Source organism: Stutzerimonas zhaodongensis (genome assembly GCF_003696365.1).
In the GTDB taxonomy this organism is placed as follows: domain Bacteria; phylum Pseudomonadota; class Gammaproteobacteria; order Pseudomonadales; family Pseudomonadaceae; genus Stutzerimonas; species Stutzerimonas zhaodongensis.
In genome coordinates this window covers 27,708-50,636 of the sequence record NZ_RFFM01000009.1, presented here as the reverse complement: position 1 = coordinate 50,636, position 22,929 = coordinate 27,708, and the positions used below count along the sequence as shown (strand labels likewise).

Here is a 22,929-nt window from a genome sequence, read left to right as displayed (position 1 = left end):
AGTCGTGGCGGGCTTGGAGTCAGAGTAACGTCTGCTGCCATTGCGTATCCATCTGGTGCCCCTCTATAAACATGACGACGCATTATTTCGGTTTGATCCACTGACCGCTATTGGCCGAAAGCGGTCTTTTGAAAGCGGCACCAATTAGCGCCCAAGCAAGACGCTCCTGAGTCACCGAAAGCCCCTGCAGCGGGTACTATCTCCCGCCCACACACCTGGAGGTAGATAATGTTCATCCCGCAGGCTTCAGATTGGGAAGCATCCATCGTCGCGGCCATCACTGAAGAACTGGATCAGCTTAAGTATCTGATTGAGGACGAAAGTGGCTCGACGGAGAAAGGCGACATCCATGCGCAAATCAGCCGGGTTTGCGGCCTGACCGATCTCGCGCAGAACGATGCAGTTCCTTTCGCCGCGTCGGCAAGGCTTCAGATCCGAGAATTGAATGAGATGGCGATGGGGATGATTCGAAATACGCTCGATCTCACTCCGGTAAGTGATGAGCCTCTACAGAGTTTTGAGCGCGAGGCTGCACAGGGGCTTTTCGATGCAATTGCGCTCAATATCCCCCAGTTAGCGCAAGGCGAGGCGAGGAAGTACGCGATTGCCCTGTCGACCAATGCTTTCGAGGAACTGCGAGAGTACATGGGTGAACATCCCGATTTCGAGATGATGGAGCAGTTGGTGCTTGTGCAAGACTACCGGGTGATGAAGCTGGCGGGAGACAATCGCTAAATCGCGGTTTTGTATCGGTGCCGAGTATCAGCAAAGAAACCCCGAACCGTCGGTCTCTTGTCGCAGCGCTTTACTCTAGGTCGATACTAGGCAGGGCGTATCACAGCAGCCCCAGGCGCTCCCAAGAGCCAGTCGCGCTATTTTCTCTTGGGCTGCGTAGCTTGCTCGGAGCAGGCTGCTCTTAGGCAATGATGCTGCTGCTTTCGGATCAACGCAGCTGCCTACGTTCAAGCGTCCGAGGGTGACCAATAGGGAAGCGGCGACGCGCCAGGCTTATCAAGGATAATCGCCACGCTCTGCTGGGCTCGTGTGACCGCTACATAGAAGTCAGCTGCCGACAGTGGTACGAGGTACTCACCCTTGCTGATGAATTTGCCAATAGGGTTGGTGGGATAGATAAGCACTCGGTTGAAGGTTCGCCCCTTCGACACACCAAAATTCATGTAATCAAGATCGAATTCTCTGCCCGACCTGATGCTGTTGCGAAGGCACTGAGGTTGGAATGTATCGACGTACTGACTGACGTGCTCCTTCCTCACTAGAAAGACCCCGTCATGCGCCGTGGCCTCGTGATTCTCGGAGGTTGTTTCTGGGAACTCCCAGGTTGGCTCGAAAATAGTGTCGGAGAATGTGGCGATCGCCTGGCAGCACCTCCAGGTGATGGAGCTGTAGGTGATCTCTAGGCGACCTGCCTCCTGCTGCCCTCTGAACCAACCAAGTGATTTGGAGTAGGCAAAAGCCTTCTTCATCCTGCTGTGTGGGTTTGTGGAAAAGACCGCTTGGCGTGCGTCCCCCACGAGCCGGATCTCTATGCGCGTACCAAATAGTGCCTCCAAGATGCTCCAGTCGTACCCTGACAAATCCTGCACCTCGTCGATCAGAATCTCGTCGTACAAACACTCAAGACGATGAATCAAAGCACCGCCGCTTTTACCTATCAGTTCATGGGATAGGCGGGCAATTTCCCTTGCGTAGACATTGCTCGCAGAGTCGAAGAAGCGCCCCACCCCAGAGGCGTATCTCCCCGGATCACCATCGAAGTTGAACCCCATACAACGCTTTCCGGGGAAAACAAAAGGCACGAAGGGTTTGACGAAGTGGCGCAGCAGAAAGCTGAACCAGCCTGAGACCTCTAGTGCAGGGCGATCGCCGGCATGCTGTTTAATTCGTTCGCGAAGCTCGATCTGGTTGGTCTGTGCGAACGTGATGAGCAAGACCTTACGATCGGCAGGCAGTGCCTTGCAGTGCTCTACTAGCCCTTGTGTCTTTCGAGCGCCCGCCACGGCTAGCGTCAGGAAATTATTAGCCATGGATGAATGCCGTAGCCTCAGCCATGTATGGCGGCGCAGCGATGGTCTCTGTTGATGACGCTATTCGCAGCGCGCCCTCTGTCTTCTCCCGGGTCATCCACTTAGCAAGATCGGCCTGCTCGGTAATGCCAAGCACCCTGCGTAACGTCTCAGCGCTATTGCATGAAATCAGCTGCGGCTCCAACGTACGGCCTGCTTCCTTTGCACCGATGAATAGCTCACGTCGACCGGCTTGAAGAAGATCGGCCACGGGTTCCCTAAGAACCACTGGGTCACACCCATCGTTGTCTCGAAGGATTGCGACGGGGCGATCAATTGCGGCACAGAGTTCGAGGCAGCGCCTCAGTGCCAATCCATGCATGCTCATTACATCAATACCGTACTGCATCGGCAGCGCCCCACACATGTCACGGAAGAAGCGCTCGAAGAGAATCTCGTCCGAAGGCCCTTCCACCAAGACAATTTTGTGAGCCAACACCATGCGTAGCGTGTCGTAACCAGGCAGTTTCTGGAAGTAACTGACCGTATCGGGGCTGAGCCCCGTGATCTCAGACGAACAACCCTTATAAAAAATACGCAGCGAGTCCAGGCCGAGCCGATTCAGTACGTAGGCGCTGTGCGTAGAGATGAATAACTGGCGTTCGCCTGCGGCATCGTCGATGCGCGAGAGCAAGGTCTTCAGGCTCGTATGAGAAAGGTGATTCTCTGGCTCCTCAATCATGACGACGCTGGTCTGCTCGGACAGGCGCTGCATGGCCAATGAGATCTTAATGGAGGCTTGTTGCCCCTGACCTGCCAGCGCGAATGGCACATCATTCACATGCGGTGCGACCGATCCTTCCCAGGATGATTGGGAGCTCTGATCCATGGCCAAAGCCATGACCTGGTTATCGAGAGGCGCCCGAATTTCGCGGAGTCGGTTATTCACCTCCCCCAGGGATTCAGTAGTCATCGACTCTTTGACCAAGCGGAATTGCTGAGCAATTTTGGCCTTTTCGTTTGGCTCCAAATGGTCGCTCAGGATCTGTCGCAGGTGATAGTCGATTCCTGAGCTCGATCGGACAGTGCGAGAGTCGATCATCGCAACGGCTATCTGGCGTGGGCGCCGAATAAGCGCCTCGTCCCCAAAATGCCGCCACTCGATTTTGTAGTATTCGACGGGAATGAGCGCGGTAGGTGACTCACGCCATTGCGCTAACTCCTCCTCGTACTCGGGGTTGGGAACGACCTTAAAGGAAATTCCTGGGCAGGCATTGGTCTTTCTGTCGCTGTTGATAGCACCACAGAGAAATTGCAGCTCTGGCCGGTTTTCCAGGAACAGCTCGATTAAGATTTCAGGGAGACCTGGCTTTTCCCCCGACGCGCAGCGCTTCAGAAACTCGTCGACGAGCTCCTTGTTGAACCAATACGGATGCAGCTCCTCTTGTGCGGATCGACCACCGATGCGCCCGTTCAGAGCGAGGCCGATCGCCTCCAGCAGGGTCGACTTGCCGGCATCATTTCCACCAACCAAGATATTGAGCTTCTTGTTTGGCTGCAGCGTGAAGTCGCCATAGATTCGATAGCCCTGAATCTTGATCTTCGTGATCATTTGCTGTCCTTGTGTCGAGGCTAAAAGCCTTGGGTAGTGGCGTGAGCCCTATGGAAAACAGCTCATGAGCGGGGTGATGATCTCGTTATGAAGCCGGCCAATCGTCCACACTGTTGCTGGCCAGACGGCCTGGACAGCCAGGAATGCCAAGAAGCAGAAGAAGGCACGCAGCAGGAACTCGTGCGTCATCTTGATGCAGCTGATTTTCTGGTTTGTACCGGGGTAGTTGTAAACCACGGCACTCAGCAACTGCTTCACTAGGTTCTCTTCGGGCTTCTCCGAGTTGAAGGTTTTAGCGATGTCGCCTGCGCCTAATTGGGCAGCAGCGGTGGCCGTGATGGTTTGCAGAGCCCATAAGGCAGCCCGCATTAGAAAGAGCAGCGCGCAGATGAAGATACCCAGCAAGGTGCCTCTCAATGCCCTGCTGATTTGCTCGTCCCAGAGGCCTGGCACAATGGTCGCCAAAATCGGCATTAGCGCGGTGATAGCGGCGAGGTAAAGGCCAGCCTTGCTGTCTGCTGCCCGACGACGTTCATGCTCGGCGTCAAAGAGCCTACGGGCCTCTTCCAGCGCGACATCGCTCTTCTCTAGCCAGGCTCCCTGGTTGATCTTTTCTTGCTCGCCTTGAAGCCATTTCTTCTGACGGGCTTCGTCTTCCGGCGATAGAGGCATCAAGCGGGGCCATAGCCACTGTGGAACTAGCTTTGGCATCGTGCGATGTCCTCAAGCTGATCTACGATCGCAGCGGCAATTGGGTACCCGGTGAGGTTTTCGATCCAGGCCCACTGACCATTCGGATTGATCTCTAGAAACCAGAACTTTCCTTGTTGGTCGCAAATAAAGTCGATTGCCCCATAGCGCAAGTTGAGGCGTTTCATGAGCGCTGCACATTGCTCCTCTACTTCGCGGGGAAGCTCAATGCGTTCGTGCTTCAGATCAGGCCGGCTCCCCTGACGCCAATCCACTTTGGTTTCTTCATGCTCTTGTGACCTGATCGCGGTCGCGAAGACTTGGCTGCCTACGACCGTTACCCTGACGTCGTACTGCTTTTTGATCTCGGTCTGAACGATGAACGGCGCCATTGCAATGGCGTCTAGGTCACTGTCATTCAGGCGTTCTAGCCGGGTCGTGAAAATAACTCGCTCCTGCTCACCATTGATCAACGCTTGCCGAAGGGGCTTCCCGATCGCTGGCCCTTCCTGGATGACCTTGCGCACCGTTGTGATGTCGTTGGTGATCATGACCTGTGGCACGTGGAAGCCGATCTCGCTTGCGAGCATCAACTGTCTCGGTTTGTCCTCCGACGCAAAGATGTCCATGGGCGCGTTTAGCCATAGGCCTTCCAGGCGCGAATACAAACTTTTCAGGAAGGCCCCCCATTCTGCCTCTGCATACTCGCGCTCGCCATTATCGGTAATCGTGAGGTTGCTGGCAGGTGGGGCAGGACGTCTGAAGTACGCCGCTTTAACGTCCGAACCGCTGACTTCGTGCTCTCCGAAGAGCAGCGACCACGCGCTTCTGGGAAACGCAGACATCGTGCAGCGGGCTGATGGCAGATCCTCGGTGTTCAGGCGAAAGAATGGCGTCTTCCGGCGCTTGAGCTCGGCCACCACATAGTCAATCGTGATGTCGCGGCGATTTGTGACTAACAACAGCATGCGTTTTCCCTAACCCAGTCCGTCCTGGTCAGCAGTGAAATCCAAAGGACTGGAAGCCATCGTCATCGGCCTCCTGCTGAACCTTGCTTTTGGTGACCAGCTCAAGCAGCTGGCACGCCGAGCGATTGTCATCAGCTTCTTGATTTGAGGCGGTCTTGGTCGTTAGCTGCAAAAGGTTGTTGAAGCCCGATGGCTGGGTGTCATCGTCACTCTCGATCTGTAGATACGTTTTGGTCATCAGCTCAAGAGCAAGGTAGGAATCGTCATCCTCCTCTTCGTGCGCCCGCGTCTTGGTCAGCAGTTGCGACAGCGCATGCTCATTGATGATGGGCTGTGTGCCTTGCGCTGTGTCGACCACCCACATCTGCTCCTCTTCGGAGTAATACCCAGGCAGTTGATCGTCACCTGTACGAGGTGTGCCAGCCTTTGCTAAGAACGGCGATGTGTTTTTCTCGCTTCGGGAGTTGCGGGGAGTGTGTGTGTCCGTTCTGATCGTATCGTGCATGCACAATGCCCATTGAAATCGGTTGCTGGAGGCTGTTCTGATAGTACTTTGACATCATGGCTCAAACAATGTGGTTTCCGCCTGCGGGCCCTCGGTCGTACGATGCCTGTCGAGGCAGCGCCCTAGCATTCAACTCACAAGGACAGTTCCCGGCATGAGCTACATCAACTTTACGCATTGGCCATGGATGAGAAGCGCGCATCATTCCAGCCGACGCTCTGGTCCGGAGTTCCGCCTAAAAGTGATGTTAAGCAACTTTGGTTTCCCGGTGTGCATTCGGATGTTGGCGGTGGCTACAGAGAGAGTGGTTTAGCTGACGCTGCGTTGAAGTGGATGATCGACGAAGCTTCATCGCACGGATTGAAGTTTACCAGCGCGGTCGACCAAGTCAGCCCGAATTACCATGACATGATGCATGACTCTTGTGATGGGGTATTCAGCTTGCTCCCAACCCAGCCAAGGAGCATTCCAAATATTCAAGAAGACGAACCATCGTTTCATATTTCTGCAATCAAGCGTCGAGACGATCCGCCAATTACTCAATCTCCCTATAGAAAAGGACGGCGTGTCTCCTCACCTCTTCCTTTAATCATAGATGTCTCGGCTCGCGTTCCATGGAACGAAACTGGTGTTTGGTTACAAGCTGGCGTCCAGTATGAGTTCAGCGCTTCTGGGGAGTGGTTGGACGGAACGATTAGCTGCGGTCCGTCTGGAACAGCTGACGGTCGATTTCAGGCAGCGGAGGTCGCGCATCTCCTAGCAAGCGCTGCCGGTAAAGTCGAAAGCTGGTATGGAAGGCTTTTCAGGAATTCACAAGCCGATTTCAAGTTCACTAAACGGCACGAGGATTACGACTGGTTTAGTTTGGTTGGCGCAATTGCCAATAGCTGCGGGGTAGATAGTAAGGAGGGGTTACTACGGCCGGAAACGTTTTTGATTGGTGATGGTTGTGTCTATACCCCTGATAAGTCTGGCTATCTGTATGTTTATGCTAATGATGCTTGGAACTGTTATGAAAATAACAGGGGGCATGTGGCGCTAAGCATAATGGTGTAGCGAAGCATTGCGCCTGCCGACCGCAGGAAGGGCAGGATGAAAGCCCGAAGGGGCGAGACGGTCTCCGGCTCGCTTAACCAGCGCAGCCCGGCAACGCCGGGCGACGCCCCGCCTCAACTGGCCAACCCAGCCCTGAAATACTCAGCCGTCTCCGCATCCGTGCAATACAGGTAGCACCCCTTCATGCCGCGGGTCATGAGCGTGCGGTAGGTGTTCTTGATGATCAGATCGGTTTCCTGCCTGGCAAGATCCGGATGCGTCTTCATGAGCTTCTTGTAGCCACGGATCGAGCGGTCCTGCTTGTCACGTTGATCGGGGGAGGTGATGACCTCACCGTTGCGCACGATCAGGTCGGGCCCGATGATCACGCCGATATAATCGACCTCAAGCCCCTGGCAGGTATGTATGCACCCGACCTGCTCGATGGATTCATCGGCGATGATCCACAGGCTCCCGTCCTGGCTCAGGTTCCACTGCCGGCGGTAGTCACCAATAACGATGTCATCGGCCAGCGGATCCTTCTTGCTGCGCCAAGGCCAGCAGTAGCCTGCCACCACCCGTGCCTTGTTCTCCCCGTTACGCGCTTCGATCGCTTCATGCAGCGCATCAGGCGTATCGAACACCTGAAAGTCATACTCGCTCGCATCGAGCCGCTCGTTGGCCGTCAGCCTGATGTCGAGCACATGATCGAGCCAGGCGAGGTATCCATCCGAGCCGCTGCAGCGAAACTGTGAGGCCAGGTTGTACTCCTCAATCACTGCACCCTTGGCTTCGGCAAACGCCCGAATCGCTTGCTTGCTACCAATATCGCTCAGGGTGACGCGCTGGTCCTCGTCGATGAAGAAAACCGTGCACTTGGCGGCACCGATAAGTTCCTTGATCTGGTTGTCACCGAGGTTGGCGTACAGCCCGCTTTTTTCATTGAGTCGGTGGGCCTCATCAACGATGAGCATGTCGAAGACATTTGGCTCGGCATCAACGAATGCACCGGAGCCGGTGAACATGTGCGAGAAGCGAGTGCGCGTGATCGAGCCGACCAGCTTCGTCTCATAGACCTTGCGCGGCGCGGCGTTCTTGGACACGTACTTGCCTACCAGTCCCAACGAGGTGAGATGCACCAACAGGTTGATGGCCAGCACCGTCTTGCCAGTTCCGGGCCCGCCCTCGACGATGACCACCCGCGACTGGGCGGAGGAGGCCGCCTTGGCCGCCGCAATGGCCGCCTCGTAAACCTCTTTCTGATCATCGATCAGCACGAACTCAGGCTTCTCGGCCAGCAACCCTTTAAGTGAGTCCGCCAGTGCCTTGGACGGCCTGATCTTGCCGTTGGCGAGCTCGTACAGCACCGCCTTGTCATCACCGTACTTGATGTACTTCTTGATAAAGGCGCGTAGCTGCTCTAGCTCATCCTTGCCCTTGAGAAAGAGCGGCGCCTTGTCGATGTAAGGCTGGTAATGGGCCGCGTCGATGACGCCGTCACGCACGTAGTTGTGCAGGTACGCGCAGGGCCTGACCGAGATGCTCTGGTCATACACCGCCTCGTTGAAACCCTCCAGCAGCGAGGCGTACGACCAGGCTTGATAAGAGGGATGAACCGTCTCCCTCAGACCTTTGCCCAGGGCGGTGACAATGATCGCATCCTTGGCCGTGACCTTGGCCGTACTCCACTGCTTGAGCTCGACCAGCACGGCGTTCTTGCCGCCTGCATCGTCCCGGCCGGTCAAGGTAAAGTCGATGCGCTTGGACGACTGCGGGATGTGCAGCTCGATGGCAAGCCCGGTGTCGGCAGGCAACCCCTCATCTCGCAGCACCTTGGCCATGTAGCCGAGCGATCCCCGCCAGGAATCGATCTCCGAACGCCCGACCCGCTTGCCGGTGCGAGCGGTGAAGTGGGCGAGGATCACGTCCTCGATGTCGTCATTGTCGGTGTCGTGCAAGAACTGCTGTTTGGTTGCTTCGTAAACGATCACGCGGTCTTCCTTGGCCGGTTCTAGAGCTGGTCGTATTTCTTGCTCGTGTTGCGCGCCTTGTCCACCGGATACTTCTCGCCATTGCGCTTGAGCTTGTCCTGCACGGCCTCATCCAGGTCGACCCCAAGAACATCGGCCAGACGAACCAGGTACATCAACACATCAGCCAACTCGTCTCGCACCGCCTGAGAGGTTTCAGGTGTCTGCGCCGCCGTGATCGACTGCTCTTCGGTCATCCACTGGAATATCTCGGAGAGCTCACCGGTTTCCCCGGTCAGGGCCATGGTCAGGTTCTTGGGCGAATGAAACTGCGCCCAGTTGCGCGCATCGGCGAAGGGCCTCGAGGGCCTCGGCAAGGCGCGTCGTGTCGATGAGCGCAGGGGAGAGCGGGGCATCTGTGGGCACGTGGATTCCTTGGTGTCAGGAGGGACGAAATATCATACGTGAGCCTCAAGGGCTTGTAAGGGTGCAAGCCCCGGCGTTGAGCGCGTGCGGTCCATGCCCATGGCTACACACACGGTCGAGGGTGTTTGTTGATGTGTTGCCTCCTGGCGAGGCTGTTCCGAATGGCTGCATGGGATAATCTTGCGCCACGATCAACCATGAAGCGGCGAGCTAAACGATGGGTTTTGAGCAACTAGCTGAGCTACGTGACCGCCTGCGGGCTGAAAAGCAGCAGGAAAACGCTGAAAGCACGGAGCAGCGCAAGCGGGAACCTGCCTTGCAAACGAAGCCTCGCGAGGAAGATCCTGCGTTGGTGGCGATAAGGCGATTGCAGAAGCGCTTTCCGCTGGCCTTCCCAGTCAACCCGGCCCCCAAGGTTCCCCTCAAGGAGGGCATTCTCAAAGATGCCGAGCAACACCTGAAGCTGCTTGGAATATCCAGCGAACAGCTCAAGTTGGGCATCGCGACTTGGTGCAAAGGGAGCCGATACTGGGCAAGCATGGTGGAGAATGCTCCGCGTCTGGACTTAAACGGCCAGGCGGTTGGCACGGTGACGGCCACTCAAGCGCTACACGCAAAGCAGCAGGCTAAGCGGCAACGCGGACAAGCGCGACGCGCCCAGTCAAAGCCGAAAGAGCGTATGCCAGCAGCCGATGCCACTGAAGAAAAGACCACCGATTAGCACAATTGCGCTCGGCACCAACACGCCCAATCAGCCCAGACACTGGCAGGGCGCGTAAGAGCTGTGACTAGGCGATTCGAGGGAGCGCTAATGACCGAAACCATTCGCCGCCCATCACTCCCGCGTCAGCGACGAAGGCACCGGAGCCTGTGAGCTAGGGCGAGAAGCTGGTCCGCGTGTCGAGCGAACCAGCTTCGTCTCATAGGTCATGGGCAGTGCGGCGTTCTTCGTCAACTACTTGCCACCGAGCGATCGGTTCCACGCATTGATCTCCAAACGCCCGACTCGCTTGCCGGTGCGAGCACGGCATTGATGGACACGAGAAGATCCTTGAAGAGAACAGGCAATGCGGTCATGCGTGAGAGCGCTGTGAGATTGTGATGCTGCGCCGAGCCTGCCTAGTGGTCGGTCAGCCTGTCGTGGGCGAATCATATCAGCAGCATGCAACGGTGCTTTTGGCGCTATCAGTGACGCTCCACCCGTTAGTATAAATATTTAATCTCGGTATTTTTGACGTCAACTGACTGGCGGTCATTGAGCAATTACTGGTAACTGAGCGAGCATTCATCCGCTGAGCGCGTTTGGATCGTCATTTCGTGGTGCAAACGCGGCTCTGAACTCCGAAAACCACGACATCTGGAAGTCTTCATGCGCTTTTTCTACGCTTTTGCCATTTCCGCCGCTCTGGCCGCTAGCGGTTGCGCCACTCAGCCGGCGCTGCCGCCTCCCACATTCTCCGGATTGGAGCAATCCAACTCGGTGGTCATCAAGGATATGCGTCCAACAATCGAGTCGGAAAAGGAAATCTTCAGCCTGCTGATAACCAGTAGCGCATATGGCATCTATCGGGTCGCAGACTCTGCTACGAATCCTACCGGCCCGCGTTTGCTCACGCATCGCGCATACGAGGCGTTTCCTGCGCTGGCGACGAAGCCGGCGATCAACGTCATGCACTTTGTCACCTACGCTAACCTGCAGTCACATTTGCGCAAGGGCTCACTGGGTGCTGCGTTCGGCGGGCCGATCGGCGCAACGTTGATGACGCGCTCGTCGCCTCCAGCCGGCCAGGTGCTGACCACGAAAATCGACAGTGCGCTGCTCGACCAGACCGAAAAAGAGGAGCACGTCCGAGCTTATTACAGCGAAGAAGAGAACCCTGAGAAATCCCCCGTTAACCTGATTTACATTGACGCTGAAATTCTGGGTCAGCGCGTTGCGAGCCGCTGCCTGGTTCCTCCGCTGGCAGACAAGCCGCACTTGTTTCTCGTCGAGGCATTCGACATGTGCATCGCCAAGCACCTCGCGCTTTACGATCCGGAGCGCTTACACGTCGCAACTAGCCCTAAGTGATGATTATTCGGCGCCTATGGGCGCCGAATTTTTATGGATATGGATGTTTGCCATGGAGTCGCCCAGCCAAGCGCTGCCCGATAGCACGGGAGGAGGAATCATGACGAACGCTGATGAAAAAGGGCTTTCAGAGAAAGCCACACGCGAACTCGAAGCGCAGATCCCGCTCATGGCCTCGATTGCGACGAGACAGGCCTATGAGCGAGCCAAGTCCACCGGCCAAACCGTCGTGGTGTCCAGAAACGGTTTCATTGTCGCTGAGCTTGCCGATGGCTCGGAGCATATTCTTGGTGTGTCGCTGCCGCGGCGTAAGGTGAAGGTTGGCATTCCCTTCAAGTTGGGTGCAGGAGCCCGGAGGGCCGGTGCGTAGGTCTTGAGCATTTGTCGCACCGAGTATCGGATCTACTTCTACCGGGTGTTTCAGTTCATAGCGCACGGCTGTTCGACCCACCGTGGCGACCAGGCCCAGCAGGTACTGCCAGCCGACCAACTACCGAGCCAGTTTTCGGGGCATCGTGAGGTAGCGCTTCGGCCAGCCGGCAGATCCCCAACCAAACTGAAGATAGCTTGTCAGTTTCCTTACCCCCATATGAATAATCGGTAAGGAACTGCCATGAGCAAAAGCCCATTTCTAATTGCCGGGTTCTGTGCGGCCCTGCTTGGCAACGCCTACGCGCAGGAAAAGCCCACGGTTCAGTTCATTGCTACTGGCGGAACGATTGCCATGAAGATCGACCCGGTCAAAAAGGCGCCCGTGCCTGCCATTTCCGGAGATGACTTGCTCGCAACGGTGCCGGAGGTGGCGGAATTCGCGAAGATTGAAGTCGACAACCTGTCGAACGTGCCTTCGGACTACATGGATCCGCCGCGCTGGATTGAGCTCTCCAAAGCGGTGAACGCTGCACTGCAGCGTCCAGAGGTGTCAGGCGTAATCGTCTCGCACGGCACTGATACGCTTGAAGAAACCGCATTCTGGCTTGACCTGACCATCGAGTCGGACAAACCGGTGGTGGTTATCGGAGCGCAGCGCAACGCCTCATCGTCGGACTTCGATGGCCCGCGCAACCTGCTCAATGCAGTGCGTATTGCTGTTGATGAGCAAGCGAAGGGCAAGGGCGTTCTGCTGGCGATGAACAACCAGATCAACGCTGCGCGGCATGTAACCAAGACTCATACCGCCAACGTTGAAACCTTTCAGTCTGGGGACTACGGATTTCTTGGAGAGGTCTATCCTGACCGCGTGATCTTTGCGAGGGAGCCGCTGCGCCGACAGCACATCGAGATCCAAGCCGACACCATGCCAAAAGTGGAAATTATTGCCATGTACGGCGGCGCCGATGGCAGTCTGATTCGCAGCGCCGTCGACCAGGGCGCGAAAGGAATCGTGGTGCAGGCACTTGGCATGGGCAACATGAACCAGCCGATGTTCGAGGCGGTGAAGTACGCGCTGGGTAAGCAGGTACCGGTAGTGATCTCGACGCGCGTCTATAACGGGCGCGTTATGGCCAGTTATGGCTTCGAGGGTGGCGGTAAAACGACCGCAGATGCGGGCGCCGTCATGGCCGGAAACCTGAGCCCACAGAAAGCGCGAATTCTCCTTATGCTGCTTCTGCAAAGCGGGAAGTCGGGGCAAGAAGACCTGCAAGCCGCCTTCGACGCTATGTAAGACGGGCTGACCGTTCCCTGAAATGTAGTAGCGCGCCCACGTTATGTTTGGGGGTATCGATCATGCCCACCACGATAAGCAGTCGCGAATTCAACCATGACACCAGCGGGGCTAAGAAGGCTTCGCTCCCCAGTCCTGCGTTCATCACCGATCGGGGCAGACCTGCACCTGGTCTGCTTTCGATCGAGGAGTCAGGCGCCGAGGACATTGCGTTCGATCCGCTGCGGCGCACATCCAAACCCGCCAAGTCGATCTCTCCTGGTGCTCGTCCTTGATACACATGTGGTGTCCGAGTTGCGCAAAGCCAGGACGGGCAGGGCGGATGTCGGTGTCATCGCCTGATCCTCGAGCCGAGCACTACCCCTCGGGCTTGCTATTCGACTATCAGTCCTGAGCGAAGCCTACGGCAAGGGATTCTGAGTCACCTCAGACTTTGGTGTCTCCGGCGCATGTAGATCGGCGTGGATGCTCTCTGCTAGCGCAATATCCTCATCTGTCAGGTGCTGGAACAAGCCGGTCCGCTTACGCTTGGAGACACGCCCGTTGTTCTCATAGATCACCGCGATAAGCAGCTCAAGATCCCGATTCGACAGATCCAACTCGCGATTTAACTGGTCTTTGAACCTATCACGTCGGACGAGATGGCTGACCTCATCGCGCATGAGCCCATCGAGGACTTTCGCCGCGCTCTTATTGACCTCGCTCTGCAACTCAGTGAAGTCCAGGTGGGCGAATAGATGGGCATTCTCCTCGTCCAGCTCAGGATCGCTTGCCAAGTCCCGTCGGTGGTACTGCGTGGCGCTAAGTAGCCGCCGTGACAATGTATCTAGTGCGCCGATGTAGCTGTCCAGATTGACCAGAAGCCCCGCAGAAATAGGCAGGATGATGCCCTGCATCTTGAGGCCCTCATTGGCCAGGATGTCCTGCATGATGAAGCGGGACAGCCTGCCGTTGCCGTCCATGAAAGGATGGATGTAGATGAAGCTGTGCGCGATTGCATTTAGCTTCACTAGCGCTGGTGCGTCACCGCGCATGACGCGCTCACGCATGACGAACCATTGCTCCATCATCTCAGGCACTTTTTCCGGTGCCGGCGGAATCAGGTGGATGAGATCGCCGCGGCCGAGCCAGTTCTGCAGATGCCTGTATGCGCCGATGGACGGATCGGGTCGCCCGGTGCCAAGGGCTATCCGGTGGATGTCGAACAGAAACTCTTCGTCCAGCGGACGCTGCCCCGCCTGTTCCAGCACTCGCACAAATCGCAAGATTCGGTCAGGTGCCGGACGCTCATGCTCGATCTCGTATGAGCTGCGGGTCTCGGTCGTTAGCAGGTATTGAGCCGCTCTCGCAATCTCGGTGACCGAAAAATCGATCATCTGGTGATGCATGCGCTCGACGATTTGCATGTTCAGAAGACTGTCGTCGGTCCAGCCCTGGCGGCTAATCAGGGCTGAAAGCTGCGGCGTTCCCAACAGATTCATTCTCACGCGATGTCTGCGCGACAATTGCTCTGGGCCGGTGAAATACTTCTCCGGCGGAAGCATGTGTTCATAGGGAATGTTCTGCGCGGCATCGGGCAGAGGCAGCTGGTGACCTGCAATGGTTTCACAGATGTACCAGAGCCGGCGCAGATAGCCGCTGGCTGGCTTCTCGGCGAGTGCAGCAGCCAGGTCATCCCGGACAGCGGAAATCTGGAAGGCGCGCTCCAGGAGGCCCAGATTTACCCCTTCGTACGAGAGCGCAAACAGCATCTGATCGATAGGGCGTTGTTCTCTGGCGTATCCTTTGGTGAAGACCTCTATTTTCACGCCACCGGCGGACTGTGTGAGCGCTGGGCGCGAGCCTATGACGCACTCATGATCAAGCGGCACGCAGCGAAGATCGAGGGCGTTGATCAGCCAGCTGTATCCGGCCCGTTCAATGGGTTGCCGCATGGCAAATTTCCTATAAGGAGCGCGAGAAAACTATAATTTACACGCATTTCAGTGAAAAACTTATAGTTTGCCGCCCATACCATGAGTTGGCAGAGTCACGTTGACCATCCGGCAATGAAGCAACATGCCCACGTAACGTCTCGGGGATATCGACCATGCCCACCACGTTAAGCAGCCGCGAATTCGATCAAGACACCAGCGGTGCTAAAAGGGCTGCGCTCTCCGGTCCTGTGTTCATCACCGATCGTGGCAGGCCTGCACATGTTCTGCTTTCGATCGAGGAGTACCAGCGCCTAGCTGGCGGTAACGCGAGCATCATCGACTTGCTAGCCATGCCAGGTGCCGAGGATATTGCGTTCGAGCCGCCTCGGTCACAAATCCAGACCCGCCAAGTTGATCCTTCCTGATGCTCGTACTTTGATGCAAATGTGGTGTCCGAGCGGCGCAAGGCCAAGTCGGGCGGGGCGGATGCGGGTGTCTTCGCCTGGGCCGAGACGGTTCAGGCGAGCGAGCTATTGTTGTCGGCCATTACCATTCAGGAACTGGAAATGGGCGTGCTTCAGATTGAACGGCGCGATGCAGCGCAGGGTGCTGTATTGCGAGCGTGGCTCGACCAGCAGGTATTGCCAGGGTTCAGCGGGCGGATACTGCCAGTCGACACCGCAGTGGCGCTCCGTTGCGCCAGGTTACATGTGCCTGACCCTCGATCCGAGCGCAACGCGCTGATTGCCGCAACCGCGCTCGTTCATCGGATGACAGTCGTCACCCGGAATGTGGCCGACTTTGCGCCTACAGGCGTTCCTATCTTTAACCCCTGGGACGAGGGGTTATGAGATCGTCAAGGTAAGAATGCCTTGGTCGTTACCGGCCAAAGCCGCCCACGGCAGACATTTTCTTGAGCGCGCCTGATCATGCCTGGACCTTACTCCCGGTGCGCCCTGCTCAAGGGCCGTACCCCAGGCTCGTCGGACAAGCGCTTTACCTGTCTGGCGAACGGAGGTACGGGCGCAGCGCACCCTTGAACCCACACCGACACCCGTACTATTCGCCAGGGATGAGAGGGATGCTCTACCCCCTATCATCCCTGGCCTCGCCGAGAGTTCCCGAAGGGCCGCCGGAGGCGCTGGTTGCGCTGAGTCGACAATTAGGGCGTTGATCGGTTTTCCCTCAGTTGTCGGTAGAGGTGGCCGAGCAATTTATCGACCGGGCGTGATGCACCTGCGGTCACGTAGTCGACATATTTGCCATGCCGAAACCTGCAGGGATGTCTTTTGAATCTGGTGCTTCGGGTGGGAAAGAAGATGATCTGCTTTAGCTAAAAGCCTGAAGGGAGCCATGATGGGGGATTATCCAGCACCAGTTGAGCCACCTGGATGTTGCGCAACGTCACGAGCGATGGCGCTGCTTCGTGGTGCTAACCTGGCTTAGCCAGCCCCCGTGATTCCTTGACTCGCCATCACTGCAAACAGAGGATTTCCTATGGTCACCCCCTCGGTAGAACGAAAGCGTGATGTGTTCTGGACGCTGCACGAATCCGGATGTTTCGTGATACCCAATCCTTGGGATGCCGGCAGCGCGCAACTGCTGGGCGGCATGGGCTTTAAGGCATTAGCAACGACGAGTTCAGGTCACGCGTGGTCCAACGCAAAGCCTGACGGCCATATGCAGCGTGACGCCGTGCTGGATCATATACGGCACATGGTCCAGGCCACCGACCTGCCGTTGAACGCCGACTTTGAAAGTGGCTATGGCAAACAACCTAGCGATGTTTTCGAGAGCGTCCAGCTAGCAGTAGCGACGGGGGTTGCCGGCCTGTCGATCGAGGACTCATCGGGTAACCCGCGCGAGCCTGTTCGCGATTTTCTGGACGCTGTCGAACGCGTGCGCGTAGCACGCGAGGCGATCGATGCGAGCGGTTCCAACACGCTATTGGTGGCTCGAGCCGAAAACTACTTTGTCGGTCGCCCCGATTTGCCAGACACGATCAAGCGTCTGCGAGCTTACGCAGAAGTTGGCGCGGACTGCCTGTACGCGCCGGGGATCAAAACGCGCGATGAGATCGCCGCAGTGGTCAGGGCCGTGGCGCCCAAGCCCGTCAACGTACTGATCGGTTGGAACAGCGACCTGACGGTAAGTGAGCTGTCCGCATTGGGCGTCAGGCGCGTCAGTGTTGGCGGCGCTTTGGCGCGCGCGGCCTGGCACGGCTTTTATTCTGCGGCCCAAGCTCTGAGCGAAGGCCGGTTCGATGCGTTTGCGAACTCGCCAACCGGGAGCGAGCTCAACGACCTCTTTTCGGCCGCTGCTTCGACACAGGCGCGATGACCCCCTTTGCGCTCTGTTTTGAAAAGGGCTCGGCGGTGACACTTGGTTAAGGAGCCAACGTGCTTACAGCCGGTAGGTGCAGACGCGGCGCTGTCAGAGCCGATCACTTGTTCAAGATGGTCTTCGCCGTAGCAGGCGATTGCGCAGCTCATCAACGCTTTGGGTCCGTCATTGCGGACGGTGAAAATGCAACTCCCGCTTTATCTATCACCTATCAACGAAACGCCACCCCCGGCTGAACCCGGCGCTGATTGAAGCGTTTAAGTCATCAGCGCCGTTAAGTCATGCGATTGCATGATGCGACCCATCAATGACGATCGAATTGGGCATCACGACCGTCGATTAGCACTATTGATACGCTCGCGTTTGTCCGTTTTCTCCTCGCCCGTAGCATAGGTCCCGTACCCACCCTACCGAGGACAGCATCATGAAAAAGCTAATCGTGAGTTTCTTACTGGCCAGCGTGGCCTCATCTGCTTTCGCCATTCCGGCAACCAGTCCACAGCCATCGGTGGGTGAAGCGCACGGCGCTGAAGCCGTACAGCAAGCCACTGCCGTTAGCCGTAGCCTTGCCGAAAATGGTTTTGACCGGACGCCGCAGGCAGACCAGTTCGCTGATGATGGTTTCGATCGCACCCCTTTGGGTGAGCTTCTGGCAGAAGATGGCAGCAGCCGCACCGGGCTCGGCCATGCGTGACACGAAGGTTTTGCGGTGAGCATTGAACAATCGCGAAATACCGATATTATCCATTCCATGGAATTGATCGAAGTGTTCAAAGCCCTCTCAAATCGGACGCGCCTTGAAATCCTGAAAGGTTTGAAGGACCCGGCGAAGAACTTCCCTCCACAGGATGAAGGGGACGTTCATACGGTGGGCGTTTGCGTCAGTAGTATCCAGGAAGGCGTTGGGTTGTCGCAGTCGACAGTGTCTGATTACCTATCGACCCTGCAACGAGCGGGCTTGGTCAAAGTCAGGCGAATCGGGCAGTGGACCTACTACAAACGAAATGAAGAGGCCATCAGTGCGCTAGCCGAACTCATAGGGAAAGAGCTGTAAATTTTTACCCCGTCGAATCGACGAATCCCGATATCCCTTTTTGCCGAAGCAGGACTACCTCGAGGTAATGCACCAGTAAAGGCGCGTATCTCTAATAACGTATATCGGTAATTCCCGATATCCCTTTATTCAGAAGCGAGAAATTACTATGAAAGCGATGATCCTTAAATCTTTTGGCGGGCCGGAATCATTCGAGCTGCGCGAGGTGCCCAAGCCTGTACCGCAAGCTGGACAAGTTCTGGTACGGGTCCACGCAACGTCCATCAATCCGTTGGATTTCCAGGTCCGACGTGGCGATTACTCGGACCTGGTGCCACTTCCAACCATTACCGGGCATGACGTATCCGGCGTTGTCGAGGCAGTCGGCCCGGGTGTGACGAGCTTCGTGCCAGGAGATGAAGTCTGGTACACCCCGCAAATCTTTGACGGCCCTGGTAGTTATGCCGAGTACCACGTTGCCGCTGAGGCCATTATCGGAAGGAAGCCTCCGACGTTGAGTCACTTGGAGGCAGCGAGCCTGACCCTAGTAGGTGGCACGGCCTGGGAAGCACTGGTCGTACGCGCGGGGCTGAGAGTGGGGGAGAGCATCCTGGTGCACGGCGGTGCAGGGGGCGTTGGCCATGTAGCGATTCAGTTGGCAAAAGCCATCGGTGCGAGGGTGCTTACAACCGCGCGCGAGGCGAACGGTGACTTCGTGCGAGGTCTAGGGGCCGACGTGGTAATCGACTACGAAAAGGAAGATTACGTTGAAGCTGTGCTGCGGGAAACAGGTGGCAACGGAGTTGATGTGGTTTTTGACACCATCGGTGGCAATGCCTTGTCGCGCAGCCCAGATGCGCTCGCGCAACTTGGTCGAGTGGTTTCGATTGTAGACATCGCGCAACCGCAAAACCTGGTTCAGGCCTGGGGTAAGAACGCCAGTTATCACTTTGTTTTCACGAGACAGAACCGCGGCAAGCTTGATGAACTGAGTGCTTTGATAGCGCGCAGTCAGCTGCGGCCACATGTTGGCGCGGTCTACTCGCTTGCCGACATCCCCTTGGCCCATGCGCTGCTGGAACGCCCAAACAACGGTCTTCGGGGAAAAATCGCGATTGCGGTCGATTCGCAGAATCATGTCGTTAGTGCAGATCTTTAACTAAGTATCCAATTTGAGGACGTGCGCCATGATCTATGAAATCGCTTTGCTACCTGTTCATGAACAACACATTGATCGGTTCAAACATGCATTTGCTGAAGTTGCGCCTTTGCTTAGCCGTGCAAAGGGTTATGGCGGGCACTTGCTCGCGCCAGGCATCGAAACTCCCCAGCTGTTCAACCTGATCGTGCGGTGGGAATCGCTTGAGGATCACACTCCGGGGTTTGAAGCAAGTGAGGACCACCGCATGTTCATGATGGGTTTAGAGAAGTACTTCTCGGAAGAGCCGAAGGTTTACCATATCGAGGGCGCACCATTTTTTACGATTCCAGCCTATGATGAGCAACTCAGTTCTTTGACATCTTGATCCAGATATCAATGAGTCGTAGGTGGTTCGGAAGTTGATTGCTGTGAGAGAGATATGCAGCTTTGTTGTCGCTATTGTTTGCCACGTTCGGCTTGGGTCTGACAGTGCTGCTTCGAAGTCCAGGCTGTCAGGTCCGGTCAGGTCGGCAATGTGCGCAACCTGAATTTCCCAGTATCAGCTATCCGAACGGACCTTCCGACAAAAAGGCAAGAATTAAGAAATGCCAAACTGAACTTCTAGCAATTACTAGAACTACGAAGGGTAATAAGGCCGTAAGATAGAATTTAGAATGCGATCGAGCAGTCGATCAGGCAGCAAACCTAACAGAGGGAGTAGTGTAGCCTCGCGGCCAATGGGGTAACGTGTGCGAGGCACCCGCGCCGTGACAGCTTTAACGATAACTTTTGCCGCGACGCTAGCGGGAAGTCCTGACTTATCAGTAATTGCTGCCGTTTGAGCAGTTATAGCTTGTATCAGCTGACCATATCGCTGGGATTGCTCAAGGGTCATAGAAGACGCGATATCATTGGCTTTGGCAATCGCTTGTCCGGCAATTTTTGTTTTCACAGCTCCCGGCTCGACCACCACTACGTGTACACCCAAATGAGAAATCTCACGACGTAATGAATCACTTACTGCTTCAAGAGCGAACTTTGTGGCCGCGTAAGGGCCATATGTGCCCATGGCTACCTTGCCCCCTACAGAGCTGATGTTGATCACTCTCCCTCTACATCTAATCAAGGCCGGCAGTAGCGCCTGTATGGTGGCGACCTGTCCGAATAGATTAACCTCAAACAAACTTCTCCATTCGTCTAACTCAAAAACCTCTACAGGTGAATTGACGCCAACTCCCGCATTATTAATCAACGCGCGCAGATTGCGTCCCAGAGCATCCCCTTCTACTCGTTCTGCTAATGCACGGATATGCCTGGGTTCGGTGATGTCAAGTATGACCGGCTCAATGCCAATCGCACGAATAGTATCTGCATCTCGATCATTACGAACTCCTGCCAAGACGTGAAAACCGCGACGAGCAAGTTCGTTCGCTGTCGCTGCGCCAATTCCGCTAGATGCACCGGTTATAACGACAAGTTCCGTTCGCTCACCTGTGAAGGTCATAACCGTTCGCCTATATTGTCGGCCGAGAAAAGTGCGAAACGAGAAGTATGATTCGCCGCTCAAGTACGTCTGGCTCAGGCTCGTCGGCAAATAGCCCATTTAAAGCCAGGAGAAAAACTTCTGCGACTGATGCATCCCCAAGTACTTCGCACACGCATTCATGGGTAAATTTTCGGTAGCGCTCCTCGCTGTCAGGAGCAACTCGTTTACAAATTTCATGATATTCACCGCCTTTGAGGGTCCCAGCCATCTCGGCCCACGGCTCAAGTGCAAGCACACGACAGACAGCGAGCAATCGCTCACTAGGGCTTCCTGATCCTTCAGCCGCTTCTTTTGCTGCAGGCTGTCGAGCCAAAAGCCAGTCAACAAAGACAGCCTGGAAAACGTCCTCTTTGCTTTTGAAAACGCGATAGATCAGCGTCCGAGAGAGCGCCGCACGCTTGGCGATGTCGTCAAAAGTGGTTTTCGCAAAGCCATAATTGAGGAAGCACCAGCGGGCAGCCACCAAAATCTGTTTCTGCCGAGCTTGAGTTTTTTCATCTGGGAAATTCGTCTTCATTTCGACAAAGTGACAAAATGTACTCCATATGTCAACATGTTTATGGCAACCCGTGGATGGGCGGCGTGGAATTGGGTTTTGCTTCATGGCGGGAGGTGAAAATGAAATTCAATGGGCTTCGGCTGGAGCGCGTAAGGGCCTCGCCACAGTTTGATGGTCGCCACTTCTGTAATACAGGGGTGACACTGAACCTAGATCTAGTTGCCGGAGTTAGGTTGCTTCCGGAGCTTTTGCTCAACGGGTATAAGCGACGCCCGAAGCAATCATTGCCTCTAGTCCGTCCCCATGAAGCATGGCTTCGCCCGGCCGGCACTGGCCTACGTACCACTTGGCTTGGCCACAGCACCGTCTTAATCGAGCTAGATGGCCGTAAGATTCTTACAGACCCGGTATTTAGCGCGCGCGCATCGCCGTTTTCGTTTGCCGGACCGAAACGTTTCCACCCTACGCCAGCCACACTGACTGAATTACCACCTCTCGATGCTGTTGTACTCTCGCATGATCACTATGATCACCTGTGCGCCTCTACGATTGCAGGTATCGCGCGCATGCCTGGAGTTCCCATCATCACAGCATTGGGAGTGGGAGCGCGTCTCGAACGAATGGGAGTTCCTCCCTACCGTATCTACGAGTTGGACTGGGGAGAAACATGTGACCTTCAAGGGTTGCGCTTCATCGCAACCCCTAGCCAACACAGTTCGGGACGAGGCGTAGCCGATCAAGACGCCACGCTATGGTCATCATGGGTTATCCAATCGGACAGCCATAGAGTCTTCTTTTCTGGCGACACTGGGCTCACTGAGCACTTTTGCGATATAGGCGAAATGTATGGCCCGTTTGATATCGTAATCATTGAAATCGGTGCGTTTCATCCAAACTATGCGGCTTTTCACTTGGGCCCAGACAACGCACTCAAAGCATTCAATAAACTAGGCGGCGGAACGCTGCTCCCGGTGCATTGGGGTACTTTCGACCTTGCGCTGCATGCTTGGTACGAACCTCCAGAGACACTCGTCAGGCTCGCAACTGAGCAAGGTGTTCGTGTCATCACCCCATCTTTAGGCGAGGTGATTGAACCCTCACAGGTTGATGGACCAACCTGTTGGTGGAGAAATCTAGAACTTGGGGTTCCGCACATGCCCTAAAAATGTGCAGCATCGCTCTTGCTTTAACCTCGCAGCGCTTCCCCCGTCGGCGCGAACCAAGGGATCGACATGTCCTCGATACAAAATGCCCGCTTCATGGCAGAGAGCAGTCCCTGACGACCGGCAACTATCGGCCCAGAGTGTCTAAAAACGCTTAGCCTAAATTGAAGCGCGCGCATCTACATGAGATCTGAAACTTATCAGCACGTCAGCAGATTTGAATTTCGCAGAGACTCGGCTGCGTTCTCCGGTCCTGCTTGGAAATTGGAGCAGGGCAGCCTGCACATTGTTGCTCTGTATCGAAGACTTCCAGCGCCTTGC

The 22,929-nt window shown here is 55.9% G+C and carries 23 protein-coding genes and 2 pseudogenes; 15 read left to right on the top strand and 10 right to left on the bottom strand.

The features are described 5' to 3' along the window. The first annotated feature begins 228 nt into the window (after positions 1-228). Positions 229-735, top strand: a complete 507-nt coding sequence (locus EA797_RS20690) for a hypothetical protein (protein ID WP_122168726.1) — start codon at positions 229-231, stop codon at positions 733-735. A gap of 227 nt (positions 736-962) precedes the next feature. Here the strand turns inward: EA797_RS20690 and EA797_RS20685 are convergent, their stop codons facing one another. From EA797_RS20685 to EA797_RS22080, 5 genes are read right to left on the bottom strand one after another with little or no spacing between them, the layout of a single operon-like run. Further along, complete coding sequence (locus EA797_RS20685) at positions 963-2,045, bottom strand: UvrD-helicase domain-containing protein (protein ID WP_122168724.1); 1,083 nt, start codon at positions 2,043-2,045, stop codon at positions 963-965. After that, entirely contained in the window at positions 2,038-3,636 is a 1,599-nt protein-coding gene (locus tag EA797_RS20680) for an ATP-dependent nuclease (protein ID WP_122168722.1), read from the bottom strand. The genes EA797_RS20685 and EA797_RS20680 overlap by 8 nt, the downstream gene beginning before the upstream one ends. A gap of 48 nt (positions 3,637-3,684) precedes the next feature. Continuing rightward, the gene (locus tag EA797_RS20675; protein ID WP_122168720.1) at positions 3,685-4,347 is read right to left on the bottom strand and encodes a hypothetical protein; all 663 of its coding nucleotides are present in this window, start codon (positions 4,345-4,347) and stop codon (positions 3,685-3,687) included. Beyond that, the gene (locus EA797_RS20670; protein WP_122168718.1) at positions 4,335-5,294 is read right to left on the bottom strand and encodes an MvdC/MvdD family ATP grasp protein; all 960 of its coding nucleotides are present in this window, start codon (positions 5,292-5,294) and stop codon (positions 4,335-4,337) included. The genes EA797_RS20675 and EA797_RS20670 overlap by 13 nt, the downstream gene beginning before the upstream one ends. Positions 5,295-5,322: 28 nt before the next feature. Next, on the bottom strand, positions 5,323-5,799 hold the full coding sequence (locus tag EA797_RS22080) for a hypothetical protein (protein ID WP_234463466.1): 477 nt from the start codon (positions 5,797-5,799) through the stop codon (positions 5,323-5,325). A gap of 159 nt (positions 5,800-5,958) precedes the next feature. Between EA797_RS22080 and EA797_RS20660 the strand changes: the two are divergent. Beyond that, positions 5,959-6,855, top strand: a pseudogene (locus tag EA797_RS20660) (phospholipase effector Tle1 domain-containing protein); the annotation flags it as partial. A gap of 113 nt (positions 6,856-6,968) precedes the next feature. Here the strand turns inward: EA797_RS20660 and EA797_RS20655 are convergent. Together EA797_RS20655 and EA797_RS20650 are read right to left on the bottom strand one after the other, a co-directional pair. After that, positions 6,969-8,825, bottom strand: coding sequence for a DUF2075 domain-containing protein (locus tag EA797_RS20655; RefSeq protein ID WP_122168714.1), 1,857 nt, complete (start codon positions 8,823-8,825; stop codon positions 6,969-6,971). A 20-nt stretch (positions 8,826-8,845) separates the two neighbouring features. After that, positions 8,846-9,230: pseudogene (locus EA797_RS20650) on the bottom strand (nucleotide pyrophosphohydrolase). 217 nt (positions 9,231-9,447) lie between these two features. On the opposite strand from EA797_RS20650, the gene EA797_RS20645 reads away from it, so the two are divergent. From EA797_RS20645 to EA797_RS22170, 5 genes are all read left to right on the top strand, one after another. Then, complete coding sequence (locus tag EA797_RS20645; protein WP_122168711.1) at positions 9,448-9,951, top strand: ProQ/FinO family protein; 504 nt, start codon at positions 9,448-9,450, stop codon at positions 9,949-9,951. 648 nt (positions 9,952-10,599) lie between these two features. Then, positions 10,600-11,301 (top strand): hypothetical protein, encoded by a 702-nt coding sequence (locus EA797_RS20640; RefSeq protein WP_122168709.1) that lies wholly within the window; start codon positions 10,600-10,602, stop codon positions 11,299-11,301. A 100-nt stretch (positions 11,302-11,401) separates the two neighbouring features. Further along, positions 11,402-11,671, top strand: coding sequence for a hypothetical protein (locus EA797_RS20635; protein ID WP_122168795.1), 270 nt, complete (start codon positions 11,402-11,404; stop codon positions 11,669-11,671). 243 nt (positions 11,672-11,914) lie between these two features. Further along, positions 11,915-12,967, top strand: a complete 1,053-nt coding sequence (locus EA797_RS20630) for an asparaginase (RefSeq protein WP_122168707.1) — start codon at positions 11,915-11,917, stop codon at positions 12,965-12,967. A gap of 62 nt (positions 12,968-13,029) precedes the next feature. Next, positions 13,030-13,242 carry a type II toxin-antitoxin system Phd/YefM family antitoxin gene (locus tag EA797_RS22170; RefSeq protein ID WP_122168705.1) on the top strand — a complete coding sequence of 71 codons (213 nt, stop codon included), beginning with the start codon at positions 13,030-13,032 and terminating at the stop codon, positions 13,240-13,242. Positions 13,243-13,368: 126 nt separating this feature from the next. Here the strand turns inward: EA797_RS22170 and EA797_RS20615 are convergent, their stop codons facing one another. Then, entirely contained in the window at positions 13,369-14,901 is a 1,533-nt protein-coding gene (locus EA797_RS20615) for a Fic family protein (RefSeq protein WP_122168703.1), read from the bottom strand. Between the two features lie 155 nt (positions 14,902-15,056). Between EA797_RS20615 and EA797_RS20610 the strand changes: the two genes are divergently transcribed. The 7 genes from EA797_RS20610 (at position 15,057) to EA797_RS20580 (ending at position 19,785) form a co-directional block, all read left to right on the top strand. After that, positions 15,057-15,308, top strand: coding sequence for a type II toxin-antitoxin system Phd/YefM family antitoxin (locus EA797_RS20610; protein WP_122168701.1), 252 nt, complete (start codon positions 15,057-15,059; stop codon positions 15,306-15,308). A gap of 21 nt (positions 15,309-15,329) precedes the next feature. After that, positions 15,330-15,734 (top strand): type II toxin-antitoxin system VapC family toxin, encoded by a 405-nt coding sequence (locus tag EA797_RS20605; RefSeq protein WP_122168699.1) that lies wholly within the window; start codon positions 15,330-15,332, stop codon positions 15,732-15,734. A 646-nt stretch (positions 15,735-16,380) separates the two neighbouring features. Then, a complete protein-coding gene (locus EA797_RS20600) occupies positions 16,381-17,223 on the top strand; it encodes an isocitrate lyase/PEP mutase family protein (protein ID WP_122168697.1) in 843 nt (280 codons plus the stop codon). Between the two features lie 427 nt (positions 17,224-17,650). After that, a complete protein-coding gene (locus EA797_RS21735) occupies positions 17,651-17,920 on the top strand; it encodes a hypothetical protein (RefSeq protein ID WP_147456831.1) in 270 nt (89 codons plus the stop codon). A 57-nt stretch (positions 17,921-17,977) separates the two neighbouring features. Further along, positions 17,978-18,280: an ArsR/SmtB family transcription factor gene (locus tag EA797_RS20590; protein WP_122168693.1), complete on the top strand. Its 303-nt coding sequence runs from the start codon at positions 17,978-17,980 to the stop codon at positions 18,278-18,280. A gap of 148 nt (positions 18,281-18,428) precedes the next feature. Next, positions 18,429-19,418 carry a zinc-dependent alcohol dehydrogenase family protein gene (locus EA797_RS20585; RefSeq protein ID WP_122168691.1) on the top strand — a complete coding sequence of 330 codons (990 nt, stop codon included), beginning with the start codon at positions 18,429-18,431 and terminating at the stop codon, positions 19,416-19,418. A 28-nt stretch (positions 19,419-19,446) separates the two neighbouring features. After that, positions 19,447-19,785 carry an antibiotic biosynthesis monooxygenase family protein gene (locus EA797_RS20580; RefSeq protein WP_122168689.1) on the top strand — a complete coding sequence of 113 codons (339 nt, stop codon included), beginning with the start codon at positions 19,447-19,449 and terminating at the stop codon, positions 19,783-19,785. A 252-nt stretch (positions 19,786-20,037) separates the two neighbouring features. On the opposite strand, the gene EA797_RS20575 is transcribed toward EA797_RS20580, so the two are convergent. Together EA797_RS20575 and EA797_RS20570 are read right to left on the bottom strand one after the other, a co-directional pair. Next, the gene (locus tag EA797_RS20575; RefSeq protein WP_122168687.1) at positions 20,038-20,904 is read right to left on the bottom strand and encodes an SDR family oxidoreductase; all 867 of its coding nucleotides are present in this window, start codon (positions 20,902-20,904) and stop codon (positions 20,038-20,040) included. A gap of 10 nt (positions 20,905-20,914) precedes the next feature. Next, positions 20,915-21,463, bottom strand: coding sequence for a TetR/AcrR family transcriptional regulator (locus EA797_RS20570; protein WP_122168685.1), 549 nt, complete (start codon positions 21,461-21,463; stop codon positions 20,915-20,917). A 17-nt stretch (positions 21,464-21,480) separates the two neighbouring features. Here EA797_RS20570 and EA797_RS20565 point away from each other — a divergent pair, with 17 nt between their 5' ends. Continuing rightward, entirely contained in the window at positions 21,481-22,608 is a 1,128-nt protein-coding gene (locus tag EA797_RS20565; protein WP_244214177.1) for an MBL fold metallo-hydrolase, read from the top strand. Positions 22,609-22,929: the final 321 nt, after the last annotated feature.